Source organism: Stenotrophomonas bentonitica (genome assembly GCF_013185915.1).
Classification (GTDB): Bacteria; Pseudomonadota; Gammaproteobacteria; order Xanthomonadales; family Xanthomonadaceae; genus Stenotrophomonas; species Stenotrophomonas bentonitica.
Window position 1 is genome coordinate 622,311 of sequence record NZ_JAAZUH010000001.1, and the last position, 26,523, is coordinate 648,833.

Here is a 26,523-nt window from a genome sequence, read left to right on the forward strand (position 1 = left end):
ACCGGTATTCAGCGGGAAACGGGGAGGGTCTCAGCCGCCGCGCTTGGCCTTGGCGAAGGCCTCGGCCAGCGCATTGTTGGCCGGCGGCGCGGCGCTGCCCGGGCGCGGGCCGGTCGGGGCACCACGGCCGCCACCCGGACGACCGCCACCACCGTCGCGCCGGCCTGCACCGGCCGGGCGCGCGTCGCGCTCGCCGGGGGCCTTGGCCGGGGCCGGGGTGTCGTCCAGGCGCCGGGTCAGGGCGATGCGCTTGCGCGCCACGTCCACCTCCAGCACCTTGACCTTGACGATGTCGCCGGCCTTGACCACGTCGCGCGGGTCCTTGACGTAGGTGTCGGAGAGCGCCGAGATATGGATAAGGCCGTCCTGGTGCACGCCGATGTCGACGAACGCGCCGAATGCGGCCACGTTGCTGACCACGCCTTCCAGGATCATGCCGGGCTTGAGGTCCTTGATCTCCTCCACGCCTTCGGCAAAGCGCGCGGCCTTGAATTCCGGGCGCGGGTCGCGGCCCGGCTTCTCCAGTTCCTTGAGGATGTCGCGCACGGTCGGCACGCCGAAGGTGGCGTCGGTGAACTGTTCGGCCTTCAGCCCGCGCAGGAAGCTGCCGTCGCCGATCAGCGCCTTGATCGGGCGTTCGGTGGCGGCCACGATCCGCTCCACCACCGGGTAGGCTTCGGGGTGCACCGAGGACGCATCCAGCGGCTGGTCGCCGTCGGCGATGCGCAGGAAGCCGGCGCACTGTTCGAAGGTCTTGTCGCCCAGGCGCGGCACCTTGAGCAGGTCCTTGCGGCGCTTGAACGGACCGTTCTCGTCACGGTGGCGGACGATGTTCTCGGCCACGGTCGAGGACAGGCCCGACACGCGCGAGAGCAGCGCGGCCGAGGCGGTGTTGACGTGCACGCCGACCGCGTTGACGCAGTCTTCCACCCGCGCGTCCAGCGCGCGCGCCAGCCGGTACTGGTCGACGTCGTGCTGGTACTGGCCCACGCCGATGGCCTTGGGTTCGATCTTGACCAGTTCGGCCAGCGGGTCCTGCAGGCGCCGCGCGATCGACACCGCGCCGCGGATCGAGACGTCCAGGTCCGGGAACTCTTTCGCCGCGAACTCGGACGCCGAGTACACCGAAGCGCCGGCTTCGCTGACTACGATCTTCTGCAGCTTGGCCTCGCCCAGCGCCTGGATCACTTCACCTGCCAGCTTGTCGGTTTCGCGGCTGGCGGTACCGTTGCCGATCGCGATCAGTTCCACGTTGTGCTTCATGCACAGCTGGCGGATGGTGGCCAGCGACTGGTCCCACTGGCGGCGCGGTTCGTGCGGGTAGATGGTGTCGGTGGCGACCAGCTTTCCGGTGGCGTCGACCACGGCGATCTTGCAACCGGTGCGGATACCCGGGTCCAGGCCGAGCACGGTCTTCGGGCCGGCCGGCGCAGCCAGCAGCAGGTCCTTGAGGTTGTCGCCAAACACGCCGATGGCCTCGGCCTCGGCCTTTTCGCGGGCCTGGTTGAACAGGTCCAGCAGCAGGTGCATGTGCAGCTTGGCGCGCCAGGTCAGGCGGCAGGCGTCGAGCAGCCAGCGGTCGCCCGGGCGCCCGGCATCGCGGATGCCGGCCTTGAATGCCACGCGGCCTTCGGCATACACGTGCCCGGCTTCGGCGTCGCTGCCCGGGTCCAGTTCCAGGAACAGGATGTCTTCGCGGCGTGCGCGGAACAGCGCCAGCAGGCGGTGCGAGGGAATCTTCGCCAGCGACTCGGCATGTTCGAAATAATCGCGGTACTTGGCGCCCTGCTCTTCCTTGCCTTCGGCCACGCGCGCACGGATCACGCCGGTGTCGCCCAGCCAGGCGCGCAGCTCGCCGACCAGCGCGGCGTCTTCGCCCCAGCGCTCCATCAGGATCGCGCGGGCGCCTTCCAGCGCGGCCTTGGCATCGGCCACGCCCTTCTCGGCGTCGACGAACCCGGCCGCGAATACCTGCGGGTCGAGCCCCGGGTCGGCCAGCAGGCCATCGGCCAGCGGCTCCAGGCCGGCCTCGCGGGCGATCTGGGCGCGGGTGCGGCGCTTGGGCTTGTACGGCAGGTACAGGTCTTCCAGGCGCGACTTGGTGTCGGCGCCCAGAATGTCGTTGCGCAGTTCGTCGCTGAGCTTGCCCTGCTCGTCGATGCTCGCCAGCACGGCCGCGCGGCGGTCTTCCAGCTCGCGCAGGTAGGTCAGGCGGGTTTCCAGGTTGCGCAGCTGGGTGTCGTCCAGCCCGCCGGTGACTTCCTTGCGGTAGCGCGCGATGAACGGAACGCTGGCGCCCTCGTCGAGCAGCGCGATGGCGGCCTGCGCCTGCGCCGTCTGGGCACCGATTTCAACGGCGATGGTATGGGCGATCTGCTGGGCGAGCTTGAGGTCTGGCATTGCGTCCGGCCGAAGCCACTATGCGGAAAACACCGATTGTGGCAACGCAGGGCGGCGGGGGAAACCCGTTGACATTGCCAGACCCGGTAGGTACCGACCGGGGGTCGGCATGCTCAGCGGTAGTGGCGGGCCGCGCGCAGCTTGGCGGCGTCGTCGTTGAGCGACTCCAGCGCCATCACCCGGACCCTGCCCAGGCCCTGCAGCTCCATGAAGCGCTCGGTGTAGATTTCGGGGCCGATGTCAGTATCGGCCTGGGACTTGGTGAATCCGTGGGGCACCAGGCCCTTGTCGCCATCCTTGCTACCACCGACATAAAGAACGATTGCCATGTGATGTGTTCCTCCAGAAACGTCATGCATGTCCAACAGGTCACAGCTTAGCGTGGCCAACCTGACTGGTGCGTCAGGAGGCTAATGACCTTTGCTTTCATGCAGATGACGCCGCGTGGGCCACCAGCCATGGCCGTTCAGCGCGTACAGGTCGGCCGCGCGTTCGAACGGATTGCGTGCGCTGACCCCGCCGCACAGCAGGTACATCGGCAGGTAGAACGGGCCCAGCACCAGGTACTGGAAGACGTGGGCGCGTTCATGGTCGTGCAGGGAGATCACTGGCTCGGTGCACTGCCCGGCCTGGTGCGCGTAGGTGCGGCACGGCACGTCCAGGCGTGGGCCGGTGTGCAGGATCACGTTGCCCAGGGTTATCGCCCCGCCCGGTCCCCAGGGATAGTCGCGGAACACCAACGCGCAGTCGCGCCGGCTCCAGTACGGTCGGGCGCCGGCCGGCATGCCGGCGAGGCCGCCGACGATGCCGATCAGGGTGTTGGGCACGGTCCAGACCGCGCCCAGTGCCTGCAGCACGCGCAGCGTGGTTGGAGTCAGGTGCGTTCGGCCAGCCATGCCGAAATGGTACCCGGCACTTCGCGCTGGGCGCGGCCGGAGACATAGATGCCGATGTGGCCGCCGCGGAAGCTGCTCTCGGTGTAGTCGTCGCTGCCGATCCGGCCTTTCATCGCACGTGACGCGTCTGGCGGCACCAGGTGGTCCTGCTCGGCGTAGATGTTCAGCACCGGCAGCCTGACCTGGCGCAGGTCCACATGCTCTTCGCCGATCCGCACGCCGTCGTGCATCAGGCCGTTGCCCTGGTAGAACTGCTTGATGAAGTCACGGAACGCTTCACCGGCCAGGTCGGGCGAGTCGAAGATCCATTTCTCCATGCGCAGGAAATCCTGCAGCGCGGCCTTGTCGTCGAGGATGTCGAGCAGGCCCACGTACTTCTGGATGTTGAGCCGGAACGGCTTGAGCATCAGGTAACTGGCGTTCATCAGGTCGGCCGGGATGTTGCCCAGCGTGTCCACCAGCAGGTCTACGTCCACCTGCCGCGCCCAGTGGGAGAGCATGTTGTCCGGGGTCTGGAAGTCGACCGGGGTGACCATGGTGATCAGGTTGGCCAGTTTGGGCTGGCGCAGCGCGGCGTAGCACAGCGCAAACACCCCGCCCTGGCAGACGCCGAGCATGTTGATCGGCGCGCCGTCGTTGGCCGCAACCAGATGGTCCACCGCGCCGTCGACGAACCGCAGCAGGTAGTCTTCCAAGGTCTGGTAACGCTCGGAGCGGTCCGGGTAGCCCCAGTCCAGCACGTACACGTCGTGGCCCAGTGCCAGCAGGCGCTGCACCAGCGAGCGGTCGGCCTGCAGGTCGACCATGTACGGGCGGTTGACCAGCGCGTAGACGATCAGCAGCGGCGTGCGCTGCACCGGTGTTTCTTCGCCGACGAAACGGTACAGGGTGACCTTGCCGTCGCGCCAGACTTCCTCGCGCGCGGTGGCGCCGTAGTCCACGTCTTCGACCGACGGCAGCAGCTTCAGCCCGTCCATCAGCTTGCGCTGCATGGACAGGGTTTCCTGCATCAGGTCTTCGGCGTTGAAGCCCAGCGGTCCCTTCATGGCGCGGCCTTGCGGGCGCGCGGCTTGGTGGCCTTGGCCGCTTTTGGCTTGGCAGCCTTGGTGGCCTTCTTCGGCTTTGCCTTGGCGGTCGGCTCGGGGCCGGCCTTCGCCGCCATGCGCCTCACCAGCCGCTCCAGTTCGGTGATGCGCCGGTGCGCGGCATCCATTTCGGTGCGGGTCGGCAGGCCGAACGCTTCGCACAGACGCTCTACTTCCTGCTGCGCGGCGCTGCGCAGGCGCATCTGGGCATTGCCCAGCGACGCGTACACCTTCTGGAACGGTTCGGACATCGCGACCTTGGCGTAGGCATCTTCGGCCGCCTCGATCCACAGGTCGAACATGGCGCGCGCACTGGTCAGCTGGTTGCCCGGCTGCTCGTGCTCGGCCAGCCGCTGCTCGAACAGGGCGAACGCGTCGTCCAGCGCCTTTTTGATCTGGTCCACGTAGTCGCTGGCGTGGCCCTGGAATTCCTGCTGGGCGCGCAGCAATGCCTGCCAGCGCGCCTGGTGCTCACGGCCGGGGCCGAACGCCGGGCTCTGCAGCCACGGACCGAGGTCCTGCTGCAGGCGTTCCAGCAGGGCCAGCAGGTCGGGGCCGCCGGGCTGGGTATGCCCGCGTGCGCCCTGCAGCATCCACTTCAACAGGCCGTCGCCCTGCCCTTCCACCGCGTTGCGCCAGGCCTGGGCGATGTCGGCACTGCTGGCGTCCTGGCCGGCGAACTGCGCGGCCACCTGCTGCATGGTCCCGTACCAGCCACCGGCCTGCTCGCGGAACCGGTGCACGGCGTCTTCGGACTGGCGGTTGCCCGGGCTGGACATCAACTGCGCCCAGCCATCGATGGCCTGCTGCCAGCCGCCCGGCGCGGCAGGCCCGCCCGCACCGGGGGCGGCCGCATGGCGCAGCGCATCGCCCCAGGCGCTGAAGTACTGGCGCGCCAGTGCCTCGAAGTCGCCCGCGTCGTGTCCGCTGCCGGCCGTGCTCATGGCTTGGGAATGCGCAGGGTCTTGCTGATCATCAGCGAACCCGAGAGGGCGAACAGCAGCACCAGCGGGTGCAGCTGCCACGGACCCAGCTGCCAGCGACCCAGCCACAGGTCGTGGCCGATCGCGCCCATGCTGGCGGCGATGGCCAGCACCACCACCAGCGCCAGGCTGGTCGGAATCGGCGTGCCTTCGAAGTACGGCACCTTGTCGCCCTCGCCGGCCAGCGCCTCGGCGGTGACGTTGTAGCGGGCCAGGCGGCTCACTCCGCAGCACACGAAGTAGCTCAGCACCAGCCAGTCCCAGCCGCCCTGCATGCCGCAGGCATAGGCCAGCGCGGCCGGGGCCACGCCGAAGGAGATCACGTCGGAAAGCGAGTCCAGTTCGCGGCCCAGGGTCGAGCTGGACTTCCGCCAGCGCGCGATGCGCCCGTCCAGCGCGTCGAAGATGAAGGCCAGCGGGATCAGCGCCATGCCGAACAGCAGGTAGCTGCGCTCGCCGTCCTGCAGGAAGCGCATCGCCGCAAACACGGCGCCGGTGCCGCAGAACGCATTGGCCAGGGTGAACCAGTCGGCCAGCTGGAACTCGCGCAGCATCGAGAAGTGACGTTTCATGGAAGCTCGGGTGGCGGCAATACGGAAAGAGTACCGCGAGCAGGCCAAACCGCGACAGCCTTCACGGACAGGCGCACCTTCGCATGGCACTCACGCGGCGCTGACCAGCGGTGAATTTTTCGCCACCCATCTTGACAGCCATGGGCGCTGGTCGATGCCGGGTCTTATCCACAAACTTACGCACCGGTCATCCACACCCCCTGTGGATAACACGGGACTTCCCTACAGACGGGTATATGACCAACCCTGCATGACGCCATCGCGATAGGGCATGACACCGTGGAACGGGCGCGGGTCGGCGTCGAACACCATCGGCAGGAACTGGCGGTCGCCCTCCCACAGCGGCAGGGTCTCCAGCTTGTCCACGTCCACCCATTCCAGGGTGCCTTCCGGGTTGGAGGTCAGCGGCGTGCCGGTGAAGTCGTCGATGACGAACACGAAGCCGAACCAGTCCTCGCCGGCCTTGCCAAACCCCGGCCAGCTGAGCGTGCCACGCAGGCGCATGGTGCCGCATTCGATGCCGGCCTCCTCCAGGATCTCGCGGCGCATGCCGGCGGCCACGTCCTCGTCGCGCTCGACCTTGCCGCCCAGGCCGTTGTACTTGCCCAGGTGCTGGTCGCCAGGGCGGGCGTTGCGGTGGATCATCAGGGCCTGGCGGCCATCAGGGGACAGCACGTAGCCCAGGGTGGCCACGATCGGGGTATAGGGCATCAGGTCAACCGGCTATCTGGGCGCGACGGGTGTCGGAAGGTGCGGGGGCGGCGTCGCGGTCCCTGCGCAGGGTGGCCACGCCGTGGCCGCGCTCGGCCAGGTATTCCAGCCACTTGCCCAGGAAGGTGTTCATGCGCATGCGGTGGCTGATCAGCTCGGCCGGCGGCGGGTACATGCCCACCACGTCCTGCCAGCGGCGGCCCACATAGCAATGGGTTGTCTCGGCCTGGCGGGCGTCGCGGTACAGGCGAACATAGGCCGAAGGGTCCGGCTGCCCGGTGACCGGGTCGGCGAAGTCGTAGGTCAGGCGCAGTTCCACGGTGTACCGGTGGCACTCGATCACGTCCAGGCGCACGTCCAGCCCGTCGCCGACCGAGGACACATAGCTGCCCGGGGCCAGGTCGGCCGGCCCGAACAGCCGGACCAGATGTCGGTAGTTTTCGGCGTACAGCCCCATCAGCCAGCTCAGGCGGCTGAGGCGGGGAATACGTTCGATGCGGGGCGATGCCTGGGCCATGGTTCGATCCTACACGTTGATCCTTCAACGTGGGGGCGGAATGCCACCGGTCAACCGTCAATACAATTCGCGCTGCAACCCCAGCGTGGTCAATACCTTGCTGGAAATCTCCTCGATCGAGGTATGGGTGGTGCTCAGGGTGGGAATCCGCTCCATCCGGAACATGGTCTCGGCCGCGGCGACCTCGCGGCGGCAGGTTTCCAGGTTGGCGTAGCGCGAATTGGGGCGGCGCTCCTGGCGGATCTGCTGCAGCCGGTCCGGGTCGATGGTCAGCCCGAACAGCTTCTTGCGGTAGGGCCGCAGCCGGGCCGGCAGGCGGTCCTGCTCCAGGTCCTCGTCGGTCAGCGGGTAATTGGCCGCGCGCACCCCGTAATGCAGGGCCAGGTAGATGCAGGTCGGGGTCTTGCCGGCCCGCGATACCGCTACCAGGATCACGTCGGCGTCGTCGTAGTTGATGGCGATGCCGTCGTCGTGGGTCAGCGCGAAGTTCATCGCGTTGATGCGGCGGTGGTAGGTCTCGAAGTCGACCATGCCGTGCGCCTGGCCGACCCGGGAATGGCGGTTGACCGCCAGTTCGCGCTCCAGCGGCTCGATGAAGGGGGCGAACACGTCGAGCATCAGCCCGCCGCTTTCGGCCAGGATCATGCTCAGCCCGCTGTCCACGCAGGAACTGACCACGATCGGCCGGACCTGGTAGCGCTCCCCCGCCGCCTTGATCCGTTCACAGGCTTCCCGCGCTTTTTCGGGGTCGTCTATGAACGACATCCGATCGGTGATGAAGCTGAATCCGGAGAACTGGGTGAGCAGGCTATGCCCAATGGTTTCAGCGGTGATACCGGTTCCATCGGATACGTAGAAGACCGGACGGATCGTCGACATACGGCTCTTAACCCCTCTGAAGCTGAAAAAGGCCGACGATACAAGCTTGTGCCGACGGCGGTCTGCCCGGCATCATATCGGCTTCTTCCTACGGACGTGGCCATTAAGCCCGCCTCGGGCGATGGCCAAACGGAGCATCGCGCTTGAACGAGAATATCCTGTGGTTGCACGAACTGCGCCTGGCCGACCTGGCCCGCGTAGGCGGCAAGAATTCGTCGCTTGGCGAAATGATCGGCAATCTTGCCGGTCTGGGGGTTTCTGTCCCCGGCGGTTACGCAACCACCGCTGAAGCCTTCAAGGACTTCATCGCACACAACGATCTTTCCAAGCGCATTTTCGACAAGCTGGCCACGCTGGACGTGGAAGATGTCGCCGCGCTCACCGCAGCCGGCAAGGAAATCCGCGGCTGGGTGATCGACGCCCCGCTGCAGCCGCAGCTGGACCAGGACATCCGCAGCGCCTACAGGCAGCTGTGCGACGAGAACGGCGGCGGCGACGTGGCCGTGGCCGTGCGCTCCTCGGCCACCGCCGAAGACCTGCCTGACGCCTCGTTCGCCGGCCAGCAGGAAACCTTCCTCAACGTCACCGGTGCCGACGACGTCGTGCACAAGGTCAAGGAAGTGTTCGCCTCGCTCTACAACGACCGTGCCATCGCCTATCGCGTGCACCACGGGTTCAAGCACGAAGACGTGTTCCTGTCCTCGGGCGTGCAGCTGATGGTGCGCTCGGGCGCGGGTTCGTCCGGCGTGCTGTTCACCCTGGACACCGAGTCGGGCTTCCGCGACGTGGTGTTCGTGACCTCCAGCTTCGGCCTGGGCGAAATGGTCGTGCAGGGTGCGGTCAACCCCGATGAGTTCTACGTCTACAAGCCCACGCTGAACGCCGGCAAGCCGGCCATCCTGCGCCGCTCGCTGGGCAGCAAGGCGATCCGCATGGTCTATTCGGACGTGCCCGGTGAGCGCGTGCGCATCGAAGACACCCCGGTGGAGCAGCGCAATACCTTCTCGATCAGCGACGAGGACGTGCAGGAACTGTCCAAGCAGGCGCTGATCATCGAAAAGCATTACGGCCGCCCGATGGACATCGAGTGGGCCAAGGACGGGGTGAGCGGCAAGCTGTTCATCGTGCAGGCGCGCCCGGAAACGGTGAAGTCGCGTGGCCACGCCACCCAGATCGAGCGTTTCGCGCTGAACCAGAAGGACGGCAAGGTGCTGGCCGAAGGCCGCGCGGTGGGTGCCAAGATCGGCGCCGGCGTGGCCCGCGTGGTCAAGTCGCTGGACGACATGGCCCGCGTGCAGCCGGGCGACGTGCTGATCGCCGACATGACCGATCCCGATTGGGAACCGGTGATGAAGCGCGCCTCGGCGATCGTGACCAACCGTGGTGGCCGTACCTGCCACGCAGCGATCATCGCGCGTGAGCTGGGCGTGCCGGCCGTGGTCGGTTCGGGCAACGCCACCCAGGTGCTGCAGGACGGCCAGGAAGTGACGGTCAGCTGCGCCGAGGGCGACACCGGCTTCATCTACGAAGGCAAGCTGGACTTCGAGCGCACCACCACGGACCTGGGCAACATGCCGCCGGCGCCGCTGAAGATCATGATGAACGTGGCCAACCCGGAGCGTGCGTTCGACTTCGGCCAGCTGCCCAACGCCGGCATCGGCCTGGCCCGCCTGGAGATGATCATTGCCAGCCACATCGGCATCCATCCCAACGCGCTGCTGGAGTACGACCGCCAGGATGCGGCCACGAAGAAGAAGATCGACGAGAAGATCGCCGGTTACGCCGACCCGGTGAGCTTCTACGTGAACCGCCTGGCCGAAGGCATTGCCACGCTGACCGCATCGGTGGCGCCGAACCCGGTGATCGTGCGCCTGTCGGACTTCAAGTCCAACGAGTACGCGAACCTGATCGGCGGCAGCAACTACGAGCCGCACGAAGAGAACCCGATGATCGGCTTCCGCGGCGCCAGCCGTTACGTCGACCCGAGCTTCTCGGCCGCCTTCGCGCTGGAGTGCAAGGCCGTGCTGCGCGTGCGCAACGAGATGGGCCTGGACAACCTGTGGGTCATGATTCCGTTCGTGCGCACGCTGGAAGAAGGCCGCAGGGTGGTCGAAGTGCTGGCGGCCAATGGCCTGAAGCAGGGCGAGAACGGCCTGAAGATCATCATGATGTGCGAAGTGCCGTCCAACGCACTGCTCGCCGATGAGTTCCTGGAGATCTTCGACGGCTTCTCGATCGGCTCCAACGATCTGACCCAGCTGACCCTGGGCCTGGACCGCGACTCGTCGATCGTGGCGCACCTGTTCGACGAGCGGAACCCGGCGGTGAAGAAGCTGCTGTCGCTGGCGATCAAGGCTGCGCGCGCCAAGGGCAAGTACGTGGGCATCTGCGGCCAGGGGCCGTCGGATCACCCGGACCTGGCCGAGTGGCTGATGCAGGAAGGCATTGAGTCGGTGTCGCTGAATCCGGACACCGTGGTCGATACCTGGCTGCGGTTGGCCAAGTTGAAGGCCAACAGCTGATAACGAAAAACCCCGCCTCGGCGGGGTTTTTTATTGGTTCCGTCCCCCGCCTAGGCGGGGTTTTTTTATGACGGTGTCGTCTACCTCGGTAGAGCCACGCCCTGCGTGGCTGCTCTCCGTTCCGGCACCGCGAAGCCACGCAGGGCGTGGCTCTATCCCAATGCAGGCTCCGTCACGGGATAGTCGGTAAAACCAACCTCCCCGCCCCCGAAGAACGTCGCCTTGTCCGGCGCGTTCAATTCGAGACCCTGCTGCAACCGCTCCGGCAGGTCCGGGTTGGCAATGAACGGCCGGCCAAACCCGATCAGATCCGCCCAGCCCTTCGCCAACGCTTCCTCCGCACGCTCCACGGTGTACTTGCCTGCGTAAATCAACGTGCCGCGATACACCATGCGCAATGCTTCCTTGAACGCCACCGGCATCACCGGGGCATCGTCCCAATCGGCTTCGGCGATGTGCAGGTAGCCCACGCCGATGCTGTCCAGGATGTGCGCGGCGGCCAGGTAGGTCGCCTGCGGGGTGTCGTCCACTGCGCCCTGCAGGGTGGTCAACGGGGCAAGGCGCACGCCGACGCGCTCGGCGCCCACTTCGGCAGCAACCGCTTCGGTCACCTCGCGCAGGAAACGCAGGCGGTTCTGCAGCGAGCCACCGTAAGTGTCGGTGCGCTGGTTGGCCTGCGAGTCGATGAACTGGTTGATCAGGTAGCCATTGGCGCCATGCAGTTCGACGCCGTCGAAACCGGCCTCGATCGCGCGGCGGGCGGCCAGGGCGTACTCGCGCACGATCTGCGGGATCTCGGCGATGTCGAGCGCACGCGGCATGGAGTGCTGGACCATCTCGCCCACTCCACCCTGCGGGCCGGTGCCGGCGACGTCGACGAACACCTTCACGCCCTCGGCCTGCAGCGCCGAAGACGAGACCGGGGCGGCGCCGCCCGGCTGCAGGTCCACGTGCGAGACGCGGCCGACGTGCCAGAGCTGGGCGAAGATGCGCCCACCGGCGGCGTGCACGGCATCGGTGACGCCGCGCCAGCCAGCGACCTGGGCGTCATCGTGGATGCCGGGGGTCCAGGCATAGCCCTGCCCCTGCGGGCTGATCTGGGTGCCTTCGCTGACAATCAGGCCGGCCGAGGCGCGCTGGGCGTAGTACTCGGCCATCAGCGGGGTGGCGACGTTGCCGGCGGCGGCGCGCGAGCGGGTCATCGGCGGCATCACGATGCGATTGGGCAGGGTTAGCGCGCCGAGGCGGTAGGGGGTGAAGAGCATGGGGGATCCTTGCGGGGAGACTGTGGCAAGGATGGGGATGGTGGCGGTCAGGGACCAGCCACATCAGGGCAAAACAGTTGTGCCGTGGGTGCAATGATCGGCTGGGGCAGCCACGCAGGGCGTGGCTCTACCGGCCCAAATCAGGCCTTTCCGGCGTCTCGTTGGCCCGCCAGCAGGTTGTAGGCGCTACGCACTGTTTCGTAGCCGTACTGCCGTTCGAGGCGGCGCACGATGAAGTGGCCGCGGGCCATGTCCTGATAGTAGTCGGTGAACATGGTGTTGAGGGTGGCGCCGGCGACCGCGCCGATGATCGGGACCGCCTGTGCGGCGAACTTCTCGGTGACCACCACGCCGAAGCGGGCGGCGACCTTTTCGACGATCTTGGCCAGCCACTTGCCGGCTTCCTTGGGGGTCAGCCCGATCATCACCCCGCCGCCGCCAACGGCTGCGCCGGCCAGCTCGGCAGAGAGGTGGCGCATGACCTCGGCGGTGAAGCCGCGGGTGATGTAGTAGCCGGTTTCGCTGGCATCGTCCTGTCCGGAGTTGCCACCGAGGGCGAACACTTCCAGGCAGGCGTGGCGGGTGCCCATCTCGGAAAGATCGAACCCTTCGCTGCGGGCGACGTCGGCGACCGAGCGCATCATGATCGTGGTCGAGACCGGCAGTTCCAGGAACAGAGCCGTGAAGCCGAAGGCACCGCCGAGCGCGCCGGTGGCGGCGGCCGCGGCCTTGTGCCAGCGGGTGGACGCCTCCTTGCCGGGCGTGTTGTCCATGCTCCAGAGCGCGGCCTGCGCCGACTTGAACAGGGCAGCCTCGACCGCGCCGTGGATGCGTTTGGACACCGACTGCGGCAGCTTCTTCACCGCGAATTCGAGCGGCGAACCGATCAGGTTGGCCATCTTGGCGGTGAGCGTGGGCGATTCCAGCAGTTCCACCGCCCGTTCGAGGTCGGCCCAGTCCTTGGAGGTGGGCACGATCTTCGCCTCGATGGGCGGCGGCAGGATGCGGACGATATGGCTCATGGCGCGATCATACCCCCGGGCGATTGAACGTTACGTAGGCAGGCCGGACAGCGCGCCCATGAACTGGCGGTAATGGCGCAGTTCTGCGATCGAATCGTGCACGTCGCTCAGCGCGGTGTGGCTGGAGGTCTTGCCAACCCCGGCGGCCACCGTCGGCGCCCAGCGCCGGGCAAGTTCCTTGACCGTGGACACGTCCAGGTTGCGGTAATGGAAGTACTTCTCCAGGCGCGGCATTTCACGGTGCAGGAAACGACGGTCCTGGCAGATCGAATTGCCGCACATCGGCGAGGCGCCGGCCTTGATCCACTGGGCCAGGAAGTTCACGGTCTGCGCTTCGGCCTGGGCCAGGGTCACCTGGCTCTCCACCACGCGCTGCCACAGCCCGGAACGGCGGTGCTGGTTGCGGTTCCATTCGTCCATCGCTTCCAGCCGCTCCACCGGATGGTGGATGGCGAACTCCGGACCTTCGGCCAGCACGTTCAACTGCGCGTCGGTGACCACGGTGGCGATCTCGATGATCGCGTCGTTGTCGGTGTCCAGACCGGTCATTTCCAGGTCGATCCAGATCAGTCGTTCGCCTTCTGCGCCGTTGTCTGCCATGTTTTCCAGCCGTTTTTACGAAAGGGTGATGATACCGCGCACAAGGTCAGGGAAGCAGCAGCGGCGGTTTGCCGCGCTTGGCGCGGAAATAGTTGGTCAGGCGCGTGCTGGCTTCCTTGGCCAACACCCCACCATGCAGTTCAACGCGGTGGTTGTGGCGCGGATCGCCGAGCAGGTCGAACACGCTGCCGCAGGCGCCGGTCTTGGGGTCGGTGGCCGCGTACACCAGCCGCGCCACGCGCGCATGCACCACCGCCATCGCGCACATCGCGCACGGCTCCAGGGTCACGTACAGCGTGCTGCCCAGCAGCCGATGGTTGGCCAGCGCCCTGCCCGCCTGGCGCATCGCCACGATCTCGGCGTGGGCGCTGGGGTCGTGGTCGGCGATGTTGAGGTTCCAGCCCTCGCCCAGCACGGTGCCGTCGGCCCCGACCAGCACCGCGCCCACCGGAATCTCGTTGAACTCACGCTCGGCACGTTCGGCCAGGGCCAGCGCGTGCTGCATCCAGTGCTCGTCCTGGTCGTGCACCGGCACGCCCAGCGGCGGCGGCGCGGGCAGGCGCTCAACCACGGCCGTCGGCCTTGCGCACGAACGCCTCGAAGGCGGCCAGGGTGGCCTCGCTCACATGGTGTTCGATGCCTTCGGCATCGCGGCGCGCCGAGTCCGGGTCCACGCCCAGCGCCAGCAGGAAGCGCTCCACGGTCTGGTGGCGGGCACGCATCTCCACGGCCAGCTGCTCGCCGGCCGGGGTCAGGAACACGCCCCGGTACGGCCGCTGGATCGCCCAGCCTTCCTTGACCAGCCGCTTGAGCGCCTTGGCCACGGTCGGCTGCGCCACCCCCAGCCGGGTCGCGATGTCGACCTGGCGGGCCTCGCGGCCGTCGGCGATCAGGTCGGCGATCAGCTCCACATAGTCTTCCACCAGCTCCGAACGCCGCGCCTCGCGCACCTGCACGAACCCTTCCACATGGACCTGGGCATCGATCAGCGGCGTGGACGTCTTGCGGGCGGTAGGCGACATACGGGGAGTTTACCGTAGTGACGGGCCATGCCCGTCAGTCAGGCGCCTTGCCGCATCAACCCCGTCTCGAACACCACTTCCCCGTCCAGGTTGCGCGCTGCCAGGTCTCCGCCATGCGCGCGGGCGAACTCATGGGCAATGAACAGCCCAAGTCCCAGCCCGCGGCTGTCGTGGAAACTGGCCTTGAACGGCTCGAACAGGCGCGGCAGCAGCGTCTCGGGAATCTGACCGGCGTTGCGCACCTGCAGCCGCAGCGAGTCGCCCGCGAGCCCACGCACCAGCACCTGCACCGGCGCATTGCCCCCGTGCAGCACGGCGTTGCCGACCAGGTTGGAGAGCAGCTGGGCCAGCCGGTCCGGGTCGCCATGCAGGCAGGTATCGCCTTCCACCTGCAGCTCGATGTGCGCCTGCGGGTGGGCACGGCTCATCTCGCTGACCACCGCCGCCGCCACCTCGGCCAGGTCGCACTCCACCTGCTGCAGGCGCAGGCCACCGCTGCGGATGCGCGAGAAGTCGAGCAACTGCTCCACCATCCGCGCCATGCGCACCGCGCTGTTCTCCAGGTGCACCAGGGTCTGCTGCGCCGACGGATCATCGGGCAGATCCAGCGCCAGCTTGTCCGCGCACAGCAGGATCGCCGAGAGCGGCGTGCGCAGGTCGTGGGTGAGCACCGCCATCATCGTTTCGTTGAGCGTCAGCGCGTGCTCCAGCGCCTGGTTGCGCGCCTTGAGCAGCTGCTTCTGCTGGTAGAGCTCGATGAACACGTTGACCTTGCTCATGATCACCTGCGGCTCGATCGGCTTGTGCAGGAAATCCACCGCACCGCTCTCATAGCCCTTGAACGCGCGCACCGGGTCGTTCGGCGAGGCGGTCAGGAAGATGATCGGCACATCGCGGCTGCGCTGCGAACCGCGCATCAATTCGGCCAGCGAGAAGCCGTCGATCTCGGGCATGTGCACGTCCAGCAGCGCCAGCGCCACTTCGTGCTCCAGCAGCAGTTCCAGCGCTTCCGCACCGGAGGCCGCGCACAGGATGTCGAGTCCGTCGCGGCGCAGCAGCGCTTCCATGGCCACCAGGTTCTGCGGCACGTCGTCGACGATCAGCAGGTTGACCCGGTCGGTGGTGGCCGCAGGGGTGGGCGCAATCAGGTTCATCGTGCAAGGCCTTTCATACGCGAACAAAGGGATTCAAGGGTCAACACCGCATCGGCGCCGGCATGGGCCAGGGCCGCTGCGGGCATGATCGGGGAAAAGGCGTCGTCCGGGCTCTGGATCCAGGCCTGGCCGCCCGCCTCGCGGACCGCCGCAACACCGGCACTGCCGTCGTTGCTGGCGCCGGTCAGCAGGATCGCCAGCACGCCGCTGCCGAACACATCAGCCGCGCTCTCGAACAGCGGGTCGATGGCGGGGCGCGAGAACAGCACCGGCGGGTCCACCGACAGCGCCAGGCTGTCGCGGTCCTCCACCAGCAGGTGGTAATCCGGCGGCGCGAAGGTCACCGTGCCCGGCACCAGCGCCTGCTTGTCCTCGGCTTCCCGCACCGGCAACACGCAGCCGTGGTCGAGCAGGTCGGCAATCCGGCTGGGGCGGTCGCGCGGCAGGTGCAGCACCACCAGCACCGCCATCGGCAGCCCGGCAGGCAGCGCGGCCAGCAGTGCCTGCAGCGCACGCACGCCGCCGGCGGAGGCGCCGACCACGATCAGTTCGATGTTGGGCTGCACGGCGTCGGCGTTCATCAGGCCAGCTTCCGGTACAGGCGCTGCTCGCGCGCGCAGGCTTCGAATTCGTTGGCGTGCTCGCCGAACTGCAGCGACTCCTTGCTGCCCAGGCCGAGGAAGCCACGGTGCACCAGCGCCTCGTGGAACAGGCCGATGGCGCGGTCCTGCAGGGCGCGCTGGAAGTAGATCAGCACGTTGCGGCACGACACCAGGTGCACTTCGGAGAACACCGTGTCGGTGGCCAGGCTGTGGTCGGCGAACACGATGTTGCGCTTGAGCCGGCGGTCGAACACCACCCCGCCGTAGCCGGTGCTGTAGTAGTCCGACAACGAGCCGCTGCCACCCGCTTCCAGGTAGTTGCGGCTGAACTGGGCCAGCCGGTCCAGCGGGAACGCGCCTGCTTCGGCCGCCTGCAACGCCTCGGGGTTGATGTCGGTGGCGTAGATGATGGCGCGGTCGAGCAGGCCTTCTTCCTGCAGCAGGATCGCCAGCGACCACACTTCTTCGCCGGTGCTGCAGCCGGCGATCCACAGCTTGATCGAGGGATAGGTGCGCAGCACCGGGATGGCGTGCTCGCGCAGCATGCGGAAGTACGCGGGATCGCGGAACATCTCCGAGACCTGCACGGTGAAGTACTGCATCGCCAGCGCGAAGGTGTCCGGTTCGTGCAGCAAGCGGTGCTGCAGCGCGCCCATGCTGTCGCAGTCGAAGCGCGCCATGGCATGCCGCATGCGCCGCCGCAGCGACGCCAGCGCGTAGTCGCGGAAGTCGTAGTGGTAGCGCTGGTACACCGCCTCCAGCAGCAGCTTCAGCTCCAGGTCGTACAGCTCGGCCTCGTTCATCGACGCGAGCACCACACGCGGCACAGCGAGACCAGCTTGTCCACATCGATGGGCTTGGCGATGTAATCGTTGGCACCAGCCTGCAGGCAGTGCTCGCGGTCATCCGGCATGGCCTTGGCGGTCAGCGCGATGATCGGCAGGTCGCGCCAGCGGTTGTCGCGGCGGATCTCGCGCATCGCGGTCAGGCCGTCCATCTCCGGCATCATGATGTCCATCAGCACCAGGTCGATGTCCGGGCCCAGCCGTTCCAGCGCTTCGCGGCCGTTGCGGGCGATCTCCAGCTTTACTCCCAGCGGTTCGAGCACGCTGGACAGGGCGAAGATGTTGCGCACGTCGTCCTCGGCCAGCAGCACGGTGCGGCCGTCCAGCACTGCGTCGCGGCGGCGCGCTTCGCGCAGCAGGCGCTGCTGGTCGCTGGGCAGCGAGGCTTCCACGCTGTGCAGGAACAACGTCACTTCATCGAGCAGGCGCTCGGGCGAACGCGCACCCTTGATGATGATGCTCTTGGAATAGCGGCGCAGGCGCTGCTCTTCGTCGCGGGTCAGCGCACGCCCGGTGTAGACGATCACCGGCGGGAAGCCCAGCGCCTCGTTGCCGGCCATGTGTTCGAGCAGGTCGTAACCGGTGCCGTCGGGCAGGGCCAGGTCGGTCACCATGCAGTCGAAGGTGGAACCGGACAGCTCGGCGATCGCCTCGGCAAGGGTGCCAACGGCGGTGATTTCCAGCTGGTCGCGGCCCAGCAGCAGCTGCAGGTTGGAGCGCAGCGCACTGTCGTCCTCGACGATCAACAGGCGGCGCACATCACGTTCGTTGGTGGCTTCCAGCTGCTGGATCGCCTCGACCAGGCGCTCGCGCGTGGCCGGCTTGATGACGTAGCCAATGGCACCCAGTTCCATTGCCACCTGCGAGCGCTCCAACCCGGACACCACGTGCACGGGAATATGGCGCGTGGCCGGATCGCGCTTGAGGCGCTCCAGCACGCTCAGGCCCGACACATCCGGCAGGCCGATGTCGAGCAGGATGCCGTTCGGGCGCAGCTCGACGGCCAGCGACAGCGCCTCTTCGGCGGTCTGCGCGACCACGCAGTCGAAGTCCAGCTCATGCGCCATGCCAACCAGCGCCTCGGCGAAGGCCACATCGTCCTCCACCGCCAGGATCATGCGCCCGGCGCGGCTGCGACGGCCGCGGTCGTCGACCACGCGCGGTCCCTGCGGCGCCACCGGTGCGTCGTGACCCGTACCGAACAGCGGCACGGCGGCGGCGGGCTTGGGCGTCGGCGCCATCCGCACGTCCGGCGCGGCGGCCAGCGGTGCCGGGCTGGCGCCAGCGGCCAGCGGCAGTTCCAGGGTGAAGCAGCTGCCGCGCCCCGGTTCGCTCGACACGGAAATGTCGCCGCCCATGCGCGAAGCCAGGTCGCGCGAGATCGACAGGCCCAGGCCGGTGCCGCCATAGCGACGGCGGGTACTGCCATCGGCCTGGCGGAACGCTTCGAAGATCACCTCGGTCTGCGCCTGGGCGATGCCGATGCCGGTATCGCTCACCGCGAACTGGATCCGCCCTGCCCCGTTGCCACGCACCACCAGCGAGACGCTGCCGTGCTCGGTGAACTTGATCGCATTGGCCAGCAGGTTCTTCAGGATCTGCTGCAGGCGCTGGCCGTCGGCGACCAGCTGGGTCGGTGCATCGTTCTCGGCGCGGATGTCCAGCGCCAGGCCCTTCTGCTGGGCGAGCGGCTCGAAGGTTTCCTTCAGGCGCTGCAGCACGCTGGGCACCGCCAGGTTCTCTTCGGCCAGTTCCACATGGCCGGCTTCGATCCGCGACAGGTCGAGGATGTCGTTGATTAGCGCCAGCAGGTCGTTGTTGGACGAGTGGATGGCCTGGGCGTACTTGACCTGCTCGGCGGTCAGCGTGCCGTCCTTGTTGTCGGCCAGCAGCTTGGCCAGGATCAGCGCGCTGTTGAGCGGCGTGCGCAGCTCGTGCGACATGTTGGCCAGGAACTCGGACTTGTAGCGCGAGCTGGCTTCCAGTTCGCGGCTGTTCTGCACCAGCTGGCCCTGCGCGATGAGCAGCGCCTGCTGGCGCGCTTCCAGTTCGTGGGTGCGCTCTTCCAGCTGCACGTTGGTCTGTTCCAGCTCGGCCTGCTGCTGTTCCAGGTTGGCCTGCGAATGCAGCAGGCTGCGGCTCTGTTCTTCCAGCTCTTCGTTGGCCACCCGCAGCTCTTCCTGCTGGGTCTGCAGCTCTTCGCTCTGGCGCTGGGTTTCTTCCAGCAGCTCCACCAGCTGCGCGCGCAGCAGCGCGGTACGCATGGCCATGCCCACCGGTTCAGCGCATTGCAGCAGCAGATCCAGTTCCAGCGAACGCGCGGGCGAGACGCCGGCACGGCCGAGCTCGATCAGGCCGATCACCGCGCCGTCGGCGGTGATCGGACCGAGCAGGCGCTGGTGCACCACGGTGCGGCCCAGCGCGGTTTCGATTTCCAGCGGGCTTTCGCCCTCTTCCAACCGGCGTGGCGTGCCGGCACGCAGCACTTCACCCCACTGCCCGGCCGAGGCCGGCAGCGATTCCGGCAGCTGCGCGGGCAGTGCGGCCCCGCCGACCAGCACCAGGCGCTCGCCCTGGAGGCGATACAGCGCACCGACATCGGCGTTGAGGCGGGCGCACAGCGAACGCATCGCCGCGTCGGCGAGCGTCTTCGGCTCAGGGTCACCGCGCAGGCTCACGGTCACATCGTTCTCGCCTTCCTGCAGCCACAGCGCATCGGCGGCGGTGCGGCGGGCCTGGATCGCCTTGACCACGGTCAGCGCCATCAGCAGGAAGGACACGCCGCCGATGGTGCGATTGACGAATGAGAACGCCGAATTCGTGCTGGCGGGCGCCAGATGATAGCCCACCACCAGCAGGATGCAGGAGCCCACCGCCACCAGCACCGGCACTTCCAGGCGGCGCTGGAACAGCGTGATCCCCACCGCCATGAAGTAGGTCAGCCACACCGCGTAGCCCAGCGGCACCACCAGTTCCAGGCCGATGGTCAGGCCCATCAGGCCGGCGGATGCCAGCCAGATCCAGCGGTCGCGAGCAGTCGGAGCAGCATTCATCCAGACAATTCCAGCGTGAAAAGGGGTTCGATGTTAACCGAACAGTGAATGCGTGCGTTATCCGCCAGTTGGCGACGCGATCAACCCCATTGTTGACACTATCTTCACATGATCGCTTCTACGGTTCTGGCCCTTACCGGGGGAGTAGAGCTGTCGCCGTGGTCCAGGCCGTCACCGACATCACGCCATCTGCTGATGATCGCCTGCAGCTGCAGTTGTTGATCGATCATGTGTCCGACCATGCGATTTACATGCTGGATGCCGAAGGCTGCATCCGCAGCTGGAACCGTGGCTGCGAGCGGGTCAAGGGCTACACGGGCGAGGAAGCGCTGGGCCAGCACGTGGGCCTCTTCTACGGTGCCGATGACCGCACCAACGGCGTGCCGCAGCAGACCCTGGCCCAGGCCGAATCACAGGGCCGCTTCGTCGGCGAAGGCTGGCGCGTGCGCCGCAGCGGCGAACGTTTCCGCGCCAGCGAGGTTATCGAAGCCGTACGCCAGGACGGCGTGCTGCTGGGTTTCGTCAAGGTCACCCACGACATTACCGAGCGCTACCAGGCCCAGCGCCTGCTGCAGGACGCCCAGCGCGCACGTGAACAGCTTCAGCAATTCGAGGGCGTGGGCCGGCTCACCCGCGGCCTGGCGCATGAATTCAACAACCTGCTGACCACCATTGGCACGGCGCTCGACCTGATCGCCGCACAGCCGGTGGCCGACGCCCGCACCCGCGAGCTGGCCGACCTGGCCCAGGCCGCCGCCGACCGCGGTTCGCTGCTGACCCGCCAGCTGCTTGCGTTTTCGGCCGACCAGACGCTCATCCGCGAGCACCTGCAGGTGGCGCAGCTGCTGCAGGACCAGCTTCCGTTGCTGCAGCGCGCCTGTCCAGCTAACATTCTGCTGCGTACGGAAGTGCCTTTCGACCTACCTCGAATCGTCACCGATGGCGTACAGTTGCACACTGCCGTGCTGAACCTCCTGCTGAACAGCTGCGAGGCGATGCCACAGGGCGGAACCATCACCCTCAGCGCCCGGGTCGAGCAGCGCCTCGCTCCGGACCTGGCCACCCCCACCCAGCGCCGCTATGTCGCCATCGCCGTCACCGACGCCGGCAGCGGCATGCCGCCGGACGTGGCCGAGCGCGCCAGCGAGCCGTTCTTCACGACCAAGGAGGTCGGCAAGGGCAGCGGGCTGGGATTGAGCCAGGTGTTTGGTTTCGTCTCCCAGTGCGACGGCTTCGTCGACGTCCAGACTGCCCCCGGACGCGGCACCACGGTCCGTTTGTTGTTACCTGCCCTTGAGGAACCCGCCCATGTCTGAGCCCCTTCGCGTCTTGATGGTTGAAGACCAGGAAGAGCTGCGCGAGATGATCGGGCAGGCGCTCAATGATTTCGGCTTCGACGTGCATACCGCCAACGACGGCCCGCACGCTTTGCAGCTGATTGATGAAACGGGCGACTTCAATATTGTGTTCAGCGACGTAAACATGCCCAACAACATGAGTGGGCTGGAGCTGAGCGCTCACGTGGCCGAAGCGCTGCCCAACGCGCGCATGATCCTGTCCTCGGGCTATGCGCGCTCGCAGTTGCCGCCGCTGCCGCCCCATGTGGAATTCATTGCCAAGCCTTACCGGCTGCGCCAGCTGATCGATCTGCTGAAGAATCCAGCGCCTGCTGCCTGACGCGCGGTGGCGTGAATGCTTCATACCTGAACGAGTTCGTTCACACAGGCTCTGCAACGGCGGCGGGATAGTACGGGTGTACTCCGTATGACAGGACGCACCGGATGCTCGACCGCAGCCAGGATCTCGAACGTGTCGCGCTGATCGAAGCGCTCAATGTGATGGATCCAGCCCTGGGCCGTTCGTTGGACCCGATCACCGAACTTGCGGCGTTTACCTTCGGTACGCCGATCGCGCTTATCTCGATCGTAGATGCCGACTCTCAGCAGTTCATCTCGCGGGTTGGCTTGGCGCTGGAGCGCACCGACCGCCACCACTCGATCTGTTCGTGTGCGCTGCAGTCCACCGGCATCCTGCAGATCGGCGACTTGCGCGACGACCCGCGCTTCCGCGACAACCCCATCGTTTCCGGCCCCGAGCGCATGCGCTTCTACGCGGGTGCGCCGCTGGTGACCCGTAACGGGATCCCGTTGGGCACCTTGTGCCTGATGGACCGCGAACCGCGCGTGTTGTCCGAGGATGAGCAGCGCCAGCTGCAGACCCTGGCGCGGATCGTGGTGAACCAGATGGAGCTGACCATGTCGGTCGGGCGCCGCGAGCCGATCAGCGGCCTGCCCAACCGCCAGCAGTTCCAGGCCGACCTGAGCGTGCTGAGTCGGCGCGATGGCGCCAACCAGTTCACCGGCGTGCTGCTGGATGCCTTCGACCTGCAGAGCGCGAACGATGCCGGCCAGGCACTCGGCCTGAAGCCGGTGGAATCCCTGCTGCGGCAAGCCGCGCTGCGCGTGCAGGAAGTGCTGCACGACAGCGTGCAGATCTACCACGTGGCGTCTTCGCGGTTCGCCTTCGTACTGCGCGACCGTTCGCACGAACAGGTCGAAGAATTGATGGAGCGGCTGCGCGAGCGCCTGCGCCGGCCGCTGATGGTCGGCAGCATTCCCATGTCGCCCCAGTTCCACGCCGGCCTGTGCAACTTCCACGCCGAGCCCGACCAGGCCAACGATCTGCTGCGCAAGTGCATGGTAGCGCTGAACCATGCGCTGCAGACCGACGCCTGCCTGTGCTGGTACTCGTCCGACCGCGACGCGCACCTGCGCCGCCGCTACCGTCTTGCGTCCGACGCGGCACGCGGACTGGCGCAGGAGCAATTCAGCCTGGTCTACCAGCCTCGCTACGACCTCACCGACGGCCAACCGGTCTCGGCCGAGGCGCTGCTGCGCTGGACCCACCCGATGCTGGGGCCCATCACGCCCGGCGAGTTCATCCCGGTGCTGGAGTGCACCGCGTTGATGCCGCAGTTGAGCCAGTGGGTGATCGAGCATGCCTTCGCCCAGGCAGCGCGCTGGCAGCAGCTGCTGCCGGGCTTCACCCTCTCGATCAACCTGTCGCCACGCGACTTCGACAACGAAACGCTGTGGACGCGGATGGCCGAACGGCTGCAGGAGCACGGCCTGGTGCCGTCGCAGATCGAAGTGGAAATCACCGAGGGCCAATGGCTGCACAGCCACCCGGCCGCCCTGCCCCAGCTGCGCGCGATGGCGGCCGCCGGCGTGCGTATCGCGATCGATGACTTCGGCAGTGGCTACAGCAACTTCGGCTACCTGAGCGAGGTGCCGATCAGCCATATCAAAGTGGACCAGAGCCTGGTCACTGGCCTGGCGCGCTCGCGCACCGCACGGCTGAAAGTGGAAGCGATCATCAAACTGGCCCATCAGCTCGGCTACCGCACCGTAGCCGAAGGCGTGGAGCATGAGGCGGAGCTGTCGTTGCTGCGGCTGTGGAACTGCAATGAAGCGCAGGGGTATTACCTGGCGCGGCCGATGAGTGCCGAAGCCGTGACCCAGCTGGTATTGGCGCATCGTGCGGGACCGCCGCTGGAGCCGGATGCCGACTAGCGGGTCAGCGTTACGCGGGATCCTGCGATAATCCAGTTTCTCCCACCCTGGTGCACCCGATGTCCGACCTGTCCCCCCTGCCCGAGATCGCCCCCGGCCACTACCGCCATTTCAAGGGCGGCGAGTACGAGGTGATCGGCGTGGTCCGCAACAGCGAAACCCTGCAGCCGATGGTGCTCTACCGCGCGTTGTACGGCGAGCACGGCCTGTGGGTGAGACCGTATGAGATGTTCTGCGCGACGGTGGAGGTAGACGGCGTGACCCAACCAAGATTCGCCCGCACGTCCTGAATGCACACCCCGGTAGAGCCACGCCCTGCGTGGCTGAAACCGTGCATCAAGCGCGAACCACCCCGCGTCGTTGTTACAGCCACGCAGGGCGTGGCTCTACCGGAAGGACCTGAATTCCGACATGCTACAGGCCGAGTAAATGATCGAGCATGCATCGGCGCCGTCCGGCGAGCACCGCTTCATGGCTTCAGCTGTTGCGATGTCCGCGCTTTTCGCCGTGTAAATGACCGATCTCCCGCCGGACCCACCTTGGCTCTTTGGCTTCGGATCAACAACCGCGATGCACTGGTTGTAGTACGTGGTGAGAACCTTGCACTTCAACCCACCACCACTTCTGCACTGCTCCAACGCGATCCTGCTCGCTTCGCCTTTCGACTTTCGGGACTCAGCAACACCAGTAGCGACAACCACGCCACGTTCATTGGCGCTGGCATCCTCTGCCAGCGCCCCCCAGCGCGTCTCCCACTTGCCCGTGGGACGAGGGGCGACAGACTCGCCTGACCCACTACCTGACCCAGGAATCGGCGCACAGCCCTGAACACCCTGCCCGCCGATGGGATACTGCCCAGGCGGACAGCCACCTTCTGCAAGGGCGCCAAAGGATGCAAGTAAAAGCAACAGTATTAGAGGTGCTCTCATAAGTTCACCAGACATTCAATGAATCGGCGCATTAGTACTTTTCAAAGTACGGCATGCTGCACTCCGCGTAGACCTCAGCGCAAACTTTGCTACCCGCCTTCTTGCAGGACTCCGTCGCCCGTTGAAGAGCGATCTCCTTCGTAGCCCCCGTGTTGAGCCTCGTACCAAGTGCCTTATCTGCTTGGATGACCGCCGCACACTGGTTCTTGAAGGTAAAATCCGCCTGGCAGTCAGACGCACCCCACTGAGCGCACTTATCGATTGCTGCTGCGACCGCCTCGCTCTTCGTCAGCTTTCCAGCGACCGCTCCTGCATCTCCAGAGTTTGAGAAGGCAACGGCACCCCACGTCTGGTGCCAACGGCCCGTTGGGACAGGATCACTACTACCTGATGCACCTCCACCAGTTGGTGCGCATCCTCCAACACCCTGGCCTCCGACTGGGTACTGTCCTGGGGGACAACGTCCCTCTGCAGCAGCTTGGAAAGTCGGCACTGCGAGCAGTGCTGACGCAAGCAGCACCATAATGCCCAAGCGGGCTGCTGCACTGCGATGGCGGACCACGGTGAAGTCCATTGGTACCTCTTAGAGTAAGTGATCGACCGGACAACGCTGCACGCTTGAAGTTGCGCAGTCGCCGTATCTAGAACTTCTCGAACTTTGGCTCCGCGCACGCCGAATAGATCTTGATGCAACCTACCCCACCTGCCTTTGTACAAAGCTCAAGGGATATCTTCTCAGCAGTATCAATGGTGGCACCGCGTCCGAAACTGGTACCTCCACTACCAGAGGTCGGGACCGATGCGGCTGCACACTGATTCTTGTAGGTAAACGCAACCTTGCACGACGCTCCGCCGCTCGACTTGCACACAGCTTCCGCATCACGGGTCGCCGCTTCCTTCGTAATCCGACTGGCCGCAGCACCGGAAGCCCCCTCGGGTGACAGCGCTATTGCGCCCCACGTCTTGATCCAGCGACCGGTAGGACGAGGGCCAGCGCCTCCGCCAGCACCGGACTGGGGAATCGGCGCGCAACCTTGAACACCCTGCCCGCCGATTGGGTACTGCCCAGGCGGACACGCTCCCTCACCAAAGGCCGATCCAGCGAGCGTGACCAACAGCAACGCGGCCAGCACGTTAGTCCTTCGAGTCACGGAGTTCACGACTCGGTTGTATGATTGCTTGCGTGTCATCAGGCTAGTTGAACGGTTTGAACTCGGACATGCTGCACGCCGAGTAGACAACTTCGCACTGCTGCGCACCCGCGACCCGACATCTCTGAAGCGCGTTTGATCTGGCCATCTCAACGGTTTCCGCTCGACTCATTACATTAATTGCGCCAGGCAAGCGATTACCCACCGGATCAGCCATTGCAACACACTGATTGTAGTACGTGAGTTTAACTTTGCATTTGCGCCCACCACGCTCGGCGCAACGGGAAAGCGCAAGTGCACTTGCAGCTCCCTTTGACTTCTGGGACACAGCTGCGCCAGTCGGTATGTTGCCTTTGATTTCCGGAGAGTTGTCTTCTGCGATCGCGCCCCAGCGCGTCTCCCACTTACCAGTGGGACGAGGGGCAGCAGACTCGCCTGAACGACCATCTGAACCGGGGATCGGCGCACATCCACCGACACCTTGGCCACCCACCGGATACTGCCCGGGCGGACAACGACCTTCGCCAAATGCCAGACCAGGAATGGCGATCAAGATGAACATCACAACCGAGCGCATGGCAACCTCACTATCCATTGAGTCGGGCACCAGACTGTCCCCAGCCGGAAGGCCCCACCACTAAAGGGGGCACGCCGTACCCACATAGCACCCCGCACTACCCCGAAAGATTGTTAGAACGTCTCAAAGTTGAACTCACTGCAATGGAAAAGGGAATACACAGGGA

Annotated in this window: 27 protein-coding genes; 5 read left to right on the top strand and 22 right to left on the bottom strand. The window is 66.3% G+C overall.

What is annotated here, in order from left to right; genetic code table 11:
- Positions 1 to 30 precede the first annotated feature (30 nt).
- The 9 genes from HGB51_RS02770 to ppsR form a co-directional block, all read right to left on the bottom strand.
- Positions 31 to 2,400, bottom strand: coding sequence for a Tex family protein (locus tag HGB51_RS02770; RefSeq protein ID WP_070209259.1), 2,370 nt, complete (start codon positions 2,398 to 2,400; stop codon positions 31 to 33).
- Between the two features lie 113 nt (positions 2,401 to 2,513).
- Positions 2,514 to 2,729, bottom strand: a complete 216-nt coding sequence (locus tag HGB51_RS02775; RefSeq protein ID WP_070209258.1) for a hypothetical protein — start codon at positions 2,727 to 2,729, stop codon at positions 2,514 to 2,516.
- Between the two features lie 81 nt (positions 2,730 to 2,810).
- The gene (locus HGB51_RS02780; RefSeq protein ID WP_070209257.1) at positions 2,811 to 3,296 is read right to left on the bottom strand and encodes a hypothetical protein; all 486 of its coding nucleotides are present in this window, start codon (positions 3,294 to 3,296) and stop codon (positions 2,811 to 2,813) included.
- Positions 3,275 to 4,342 (bottom strand): class III poly(R)-hydroxyalkanoic acid synthase subunit PhaC, encoded by a 1,068-nt coding sequence (phaC, locus tag HGB51_RS02785; RefSeq protein ID WP_070209256.1) that lies wholly within the window; start codon positions 4,340 to 4,342, stop codon positions 3,275 to 3,277. Before phaC ends, HGB51_RS02780 begins: the two co-directional genes overlap by 22 nt.
- Complete coding sequence (phaE, locus tag HGB51_RS02790; RefSeq protein ID WP_070209255.1) at positions 4,339 to 5,325, bottom strand: class III poly(R)-hydroxyalkanoic acid synthase subunit PhaE; 987 nt, start codon at positions 5,323 to 5,325, stop codon at positions 4,339 to 4,341. The genes phaC and phaE overlap by 4 nt, the downstream gene beginning before the upstream one ends.
- On the bottom strand, positions 5,322 to 5,936 hold the full coding sequence (locus tag HGB51_RS02795) for a CDP-alcohol phosphatidyltransferase family protein (protein ID WP_171966720.1): 615 nt from the start codon (positions 5,934 to 5,936) through the stop codon (positions 5,322 to 5,324). Before HGB51_RS02795 ends, phaE begins: the two co-directional genes overlap by 4 nt.
- Before the next feature lie 222 nt (positions 5,937 to 6,158).
- The gene (locus HGB51_RS02800) at positions 6,159 to 6,647 is read right to left on the bottom strand and encodes an NUDIX hydrolase (RefSeq protein WP_070206263.1); all 489 of its coding nucleotides are present in this window, start codon (positions 6,645 to 6,647) and stop codon (positions 6,159 to 6,161) included.
- A gap of 4 nt (positions 6,648 to 6,651) precedes the next feature.
- Positions 6,652 to 7,164, bottom strand: coding sequence for a DUF1249 domain-containing protein (locus HGB51_RS02805; protein ID WP_070206264.1), 513 nt, complete (start codon positions 7,162 to 7,164; stop codon positions 6,652 to 6,654).
- 57 nt (positions 7,165 to 7,221) lie between these two features.
- On the bottom strand, positions 7,222 to 8,043 hold the full coding sequence (gene ppsR, locus HGB51_RS02810; RefSeq protein ID WP_070206265.1) for a posphoenolpyruvate synthetase regulatory kinase/phosphorylase PpsR: 822 nt from the start codon (positions 8,041 to 8,043) through the stop codon (positions 7,222 to 7,224).
- Between the two features lie 143 nt (positions 8,044 to 8,186).
- Between ppsR and ppsA the strand changes: the two genes are divergently transcribed.
- Positions 8,187 to 10,565, top strand: coding sequence for a phosphoenolpyruvate synthase (gene ppsA / locus HGB51_RS02815; RefSeq protein ID WP_070206266.1), 2,379 nt, complete (start codon positions 8,187 to 8,189; stop codon positions 10,563 to 10,565).
- 152 nt (positions 10,566 to 10,717) lie between these two features.
- Here ppsA and HGB51_RS02820 read toward each other — a convergent pair whose 3' ends face one another.
- The 9 genes from HGB51_RS02820 to HGB51_RS02860 form a co-directional block, all read right to left on the bottom strand.
- On the bottom strand, positions 10,718 to 11,830 hold the full coding sequence (locus HGB51_RS02820; RefSeq protein WP_070206267.1) for an alkene reductase: 1,113 nt from the start codon (positions 11,828 to 11,830) through the stop codon (positions 10,718 to 10,720).
- A 140-nt stretch (positions 11,831 to 11,970) separates the two neighbouring features.
- On the bottom strand, positions 11,971 to 12,852 hold the full coding sequence (locus tag HGB51_RS02825) for an EcsC family protein (RefSeq protein ID WP_070206268.1): 882 nt from the start codon (positions 12,850 to 12,852) through the stop codon (positions 11,971 to 11,973).
- A 30-nt stretch (positions 12,853 to 12,882) separates the two neighbouring features.
- On the bottom strand, positions 12,883 to 13,452 hold the full coding sequence (gene orn / locus HGB51_RS02830; protein WP_070206269.1) for an oligoribonuclease: 570 nt from the start codon (positions 13,450 to 13,452) through the stop codon (positions 12,883 to 12,885).
- Between the two features lie 46 nt (positions 13,453 to 13,498).
- Positions 13,499 to 14,011: a tRNA adenosine(34) deaminase TadA gene (tadA, locus tag HGB51_RS02835; RefSeq protein WP_216666754.1), complete on the bottom strand. Its 513-nt coding sequence runs from the start codon at positions 14,009 to 14,011 to the stop codon at positions 13,499 to 13,501.
- A 4-nt stretch (positions 14,012 to 14,015) separates the two neighbouring features.
- On the bottom strand, positions 14,016 to 14,474 hold the full coding sequence (mntR, locus tag HGB51_RS02840; RefSeq protein ID WP_070206271.1) for a manganese-binding transcriptional regulator MntR: 459 nt from the start codon (positions 14,472 to 14,474) through the stop codon (positions 14,016 to 14,018).
- A gap of 38 nt (positions 14,475 to 14,512) precedes the next feature.
- Positions 14,513 to 15,628 (bottom strand): hybrid sensor histidine kinase/response regulator, encoded by a 1,116-nt coding sequence (locus HGB51_RS02845; protein WP_070206272.1) that lies wholly within the window; start codon positions 15,626 to 15,628, stop codon positions 14,513 to 14,515.
- Complete coding sequence (locus HGB51_RS02850; RefSeq protein ID WP_070206273.1) at positions 15,625 to 16,209, bottom strand: chemotaxis protein CheB; 585 nt, start codon at positions 16,207 to 16,209, stop codon at positions 15,625 to 15,627. Before HGB51_RS02850 ends, HGB51_RS02845 begins: the two co-directional genes overlap by 4 nt.
- Positions 16,209 to 17,057: a CheR family methyltransferase gene (locus HGB51_RS02855; RefSeq protein ID WP_171966721.1), complete on the bottom strand. Its 849-nt coding sequence runs from the start codon at positions 17,055 to 17,057 to the stop codon at positions 16,209 to 16,211. The genes HGB51_RS02850 and HGB51_RS02855 overlap by 1 nt, the downstream gene beginning before the upstream one ends.
- The gene (locus HGB51_RS02860; protein WP_070206274.1) at positions 17,030 to 20,128 is read right to left on the bottom strand and encodes a response regulator; all 3,099 of its coding nucleotides are present in this window, start codon (positions 20,126 to 20,128) and stop codon (positions 17,030 to 17,032) included. The genes HGB51_RS02855 and HGB51_RS02860 overlap by 28 nt, the downstream gene beginning before the upstream one ends.
- Before the next feature lie 158 nt (positions 20,129 to 20,286).
- On the opposite strand from HGB51_RS02860, the gene HGB51_RS02865 reads away from it, so the two are divergent.
- The 4 genes from HGB51_RS02865 to HGB51_RS02880 all read left to right on the top strand — a co-directional run bounded on the left by HGB51_RS02865 (position 20,287) and on the right by HGB51_RS02880 (position 23,990).
- A complete protein-coding gene (locus tag HGB51_RS02865) occupies positions 20,287 to 21,444 on the top strand; it encodes a two-component system sensor histidine kinase NtrB (RefSeq protein WP_070206275.1) in 1,158 nt (385 codons plus the stop codon).
- Positions 21,437 to 21,805 (top strand): response regulator, encoded by a 369-nt coding sequence (locus tag HGB51_RS02870; RefSeq protein WP_070206276.1) that lies wholly within the window; start codon positions 21,437 to 21,439, stop codon positions 21,803 to 21,805. Before HGB51_RS02865 ends, HGB51_RS02870 begins: the two co-directional genes overlap by 8 nt.
- 104 nt (positions 21,806 to 21,909) lie before the next feature.
- A complete protein-coding gene (locus HGB51_RS02875; RefSeq protein WP_070206277.1) occupies positions 21,910 to 23,700 on the top strand; it encodes a sensor domain-containing phosphodiesterase in 1,791 nt (596 codons plus the stop codon).
- 59 nt (positions 23,701 to 23,759) lie between these two features.
- A complete protein-coding gene (locus HGB51_RS02880) occupies positions 23,760 to 23,990 on the top strand; it encodes a DUF1653 domain-containing protein (RefSeq protein ID WP_070206278.1) in 231 nt (76 codons plus the stop codon).
- Positions 23,991 to 24,086: 96 nt separating this feature from the next.
- Here the strand turns inward: HGB51_RS02880 and HGB51_RS20495 are convergent, their stop codons facing one another.
- The 4 genes from HGB51_RS20495 to HGB51_RS02900 all read right to left on the bottom strand — a co-directional run bounded on the left by HGB51_RS20495 (position 24,087) and on the right by HGB51_RS02900 (position 26,375).
- A complete protein-coding gene (locus HGB51_RS20495; protein WP_084738774.1) occupies positions 24,087 to 24,644 on the bottom strand; it encodes a DUF4189 domain-containing protein in 558 nt (185 codons plus the stop codon).
- A gap of 16 nt (positions 24,645 to 24,660) precedes the next feature.
- Positions 24,661 to 25,203: a DUF4189 domain-containing protein gene (locus HGB51_RS02890; RefSeq protein ID WP_343034348.1), complete on the bottom strand. Its 543-nt coding sequence runs from the start codon at positions 25,201 to 25,203 to the stop codon at positions 24,661 to 24,663.
- Between the two features lie 67 nt (positions 25,204 to 25,270).
- Entirely contained in the window at positions 25,271 to 25,819 is a 549-nt protein-coding gene (locus HGB51_RS02895; RefSeq protein WP_084738775.1) for a DUF4189 domain-containing protein, read from the bottom strand.
- A 4-nt stretch (positions 25,820 to 25,823) separates the two neighbouring features.
- On the bottom strand, positions 25,824 to 26,375 hold the full coding sequence (locus HGB51_RS02900) for a DUF4189 domain-containing protein (protein WP_084738776.1): 552 nt from the start codon (positions 26,373 to 26,375) through the stop codon (positions 25,824 to 25,826).
- Positions 26,376 to 26,523 lie beyond the last annotated feature (148 nt).

Bases quoted from the DNA above. Each gene is read 5' to 3' on its own strand.
- HGB51_RS20495 (WP_084738774.1), bottom strand. From the start codon at position 24,644: ATGTCTGGTGAACTTATGAGAGCACCTCTAATACTGTTGCTTTTACTT.
- mntR (WP_070206271.1), bottom strand. From the start codon at position 14,474: ATGTCGCCTACCGCCCGCAAGACGTCCACGCCGCTGATCGATGCCCAG.
- HGB51_RS02880 (WP_070206278.1), top strand. From the start codon at position 23,760: ATGTCCGACCTGTCCCCCCTGCCCGAGATCGCCCCCGGCCACTACCGC.
- HGB51_RS02805 (WP_070206264.1), bottom strand. From the start codon at position 7,164: ATGGCCCAGGCATCGCCCCGCATCGAACGTATTCCCCGCCTCAGCCGC.
- HGB51_RS02890 (WP_343034348.1), bottom strand. From the start codon at position 25,203: ATGGACTTCACCGTGGTCCGCCATCGCAGTGCAGCAGCCCGCTTGGGC.
- HGB51_RS02900 (WP_084738776.1), bottom strand. From the start codon at position 26,375: ATGGATAGTGAGGTTGCCATGCGCTCGGTTGTGATGTTCATCTTGATC.
- HGB51_RS02825 (WP_070206268.1), bottom strand. From the start codon at position 12,852: ATGAGCCATATCGTCCGCATCCTGCCGCCGCCCATCGAGGCGAAGATC.
- HGB51_RS02860 (WP_070206274.1), bottom strand. From the start codon at position 20,128: ATGAATGCTGCTCCGACTGCTCGCGACCGCTGGATCTGGCTGGCATCC.
- HGB51_RS02895 (WP_084738775.1), bottom strand. From the start codon at position 25,819: ATGACACGCAAGCAATCATACAACCGAGTCGTGAACTCCGTGACTCGA.
- HGB51_RS02800 (WP_070206263.1), bottom strand. From the start codon at position 6,647: ATGCCCTATACCCCGATCGTGGCCACCCTGGGCTACGTGCTGTCCCCT.
- HGB51_RS02775 (WP_070209258.1), bottom strand. From the start codon at position 2,729: ATGGCAATCGTTCTTTATGTCGGTGGTAGCAAGGATGGCGACAAGGGC.
- HGB51_RS02820 (WP_070206267.1), bottom strand. From the start codon at position 11,830: ATGCTCTTCACCCCCTACCGCCTCGGCGCGCTAACCCTGCCCAATCGC.
- ppsR (WP_070206265.1), bottom strand. From the start codon at position 8,043: ATGTCGACGATCCGTCCGGTCTTCTACGTATCCGATGGAACCGGTATC.
- orn (WP_070206269.1), bottom strand. From the start codon at position 13,452: ATGGCAGACAACGGCGCAGAAGGCGAACGACTGATCTGGATCGACCTG.
- HGB51_RS02850 (WP_070206273.1), bottom strand. From the start codon at position 16,209: ATGAACGCCGACGCCGTGCAGCCCAACATCGAACTGATCGTGGTCGGC.
- HGB51_RS02795 (WP_171966720.1), bottom strand. From the start codon at position 5,936: ATGAAACGTCACTTCTCGATGCTGCGCGAGTTCCAGCTGGCCGACTGG.
- HGB51_RS02770 (WP_070209259.1), bottom strand. From the start codon at position 2,400: ATGCCAGACCTCAAGCTCGCCCAGCAGATCGCCCATACCATCGCCGTT.
- phaE (WP_070209255.1), bottom strand. From the start codon at position 5,325: ATGAGCACGGCCGGCAGCGGACACGACGCGGGCGACTTCGAGGCACTG.
- HGB51_RS02875 (WP_070206277.1), top strand. From the start codon at position 21,910: ATGCTCGACCGCAGCCAGGATCTCGAACGTGTCGCGCTGATCGAAGCG.
- HGB51_RS02870 (WP_070206276.1), top strand. From the start codon at position 21,437: ATGTCTGAGCCCCTTCGCGTCTTGATGGTTGAAGACCAGGAAGAGCTG.
- phaC (WP_070209256.1), bottom strand. From the start codon at position 4,342: ATGAAGGGACCGCTGGGCTTCAACGCCGAAGACCTGATGCAGGAAACC.
- HGB51_RS02780 (WP_070209257.1), bottom strand. From the start codon at position 3,296: ATGGCTGGCCGAACGCACCTGACTCCAACCACGCTGCGCGTGCTGCAG.
- HGB51_RS02845 (WP_070206272.1), bottom strand. From the start codon at position 15,628: ATGAACCTGATTGCGCCCACCCCTGCGGCCACCACCGACCGGGTCAAC.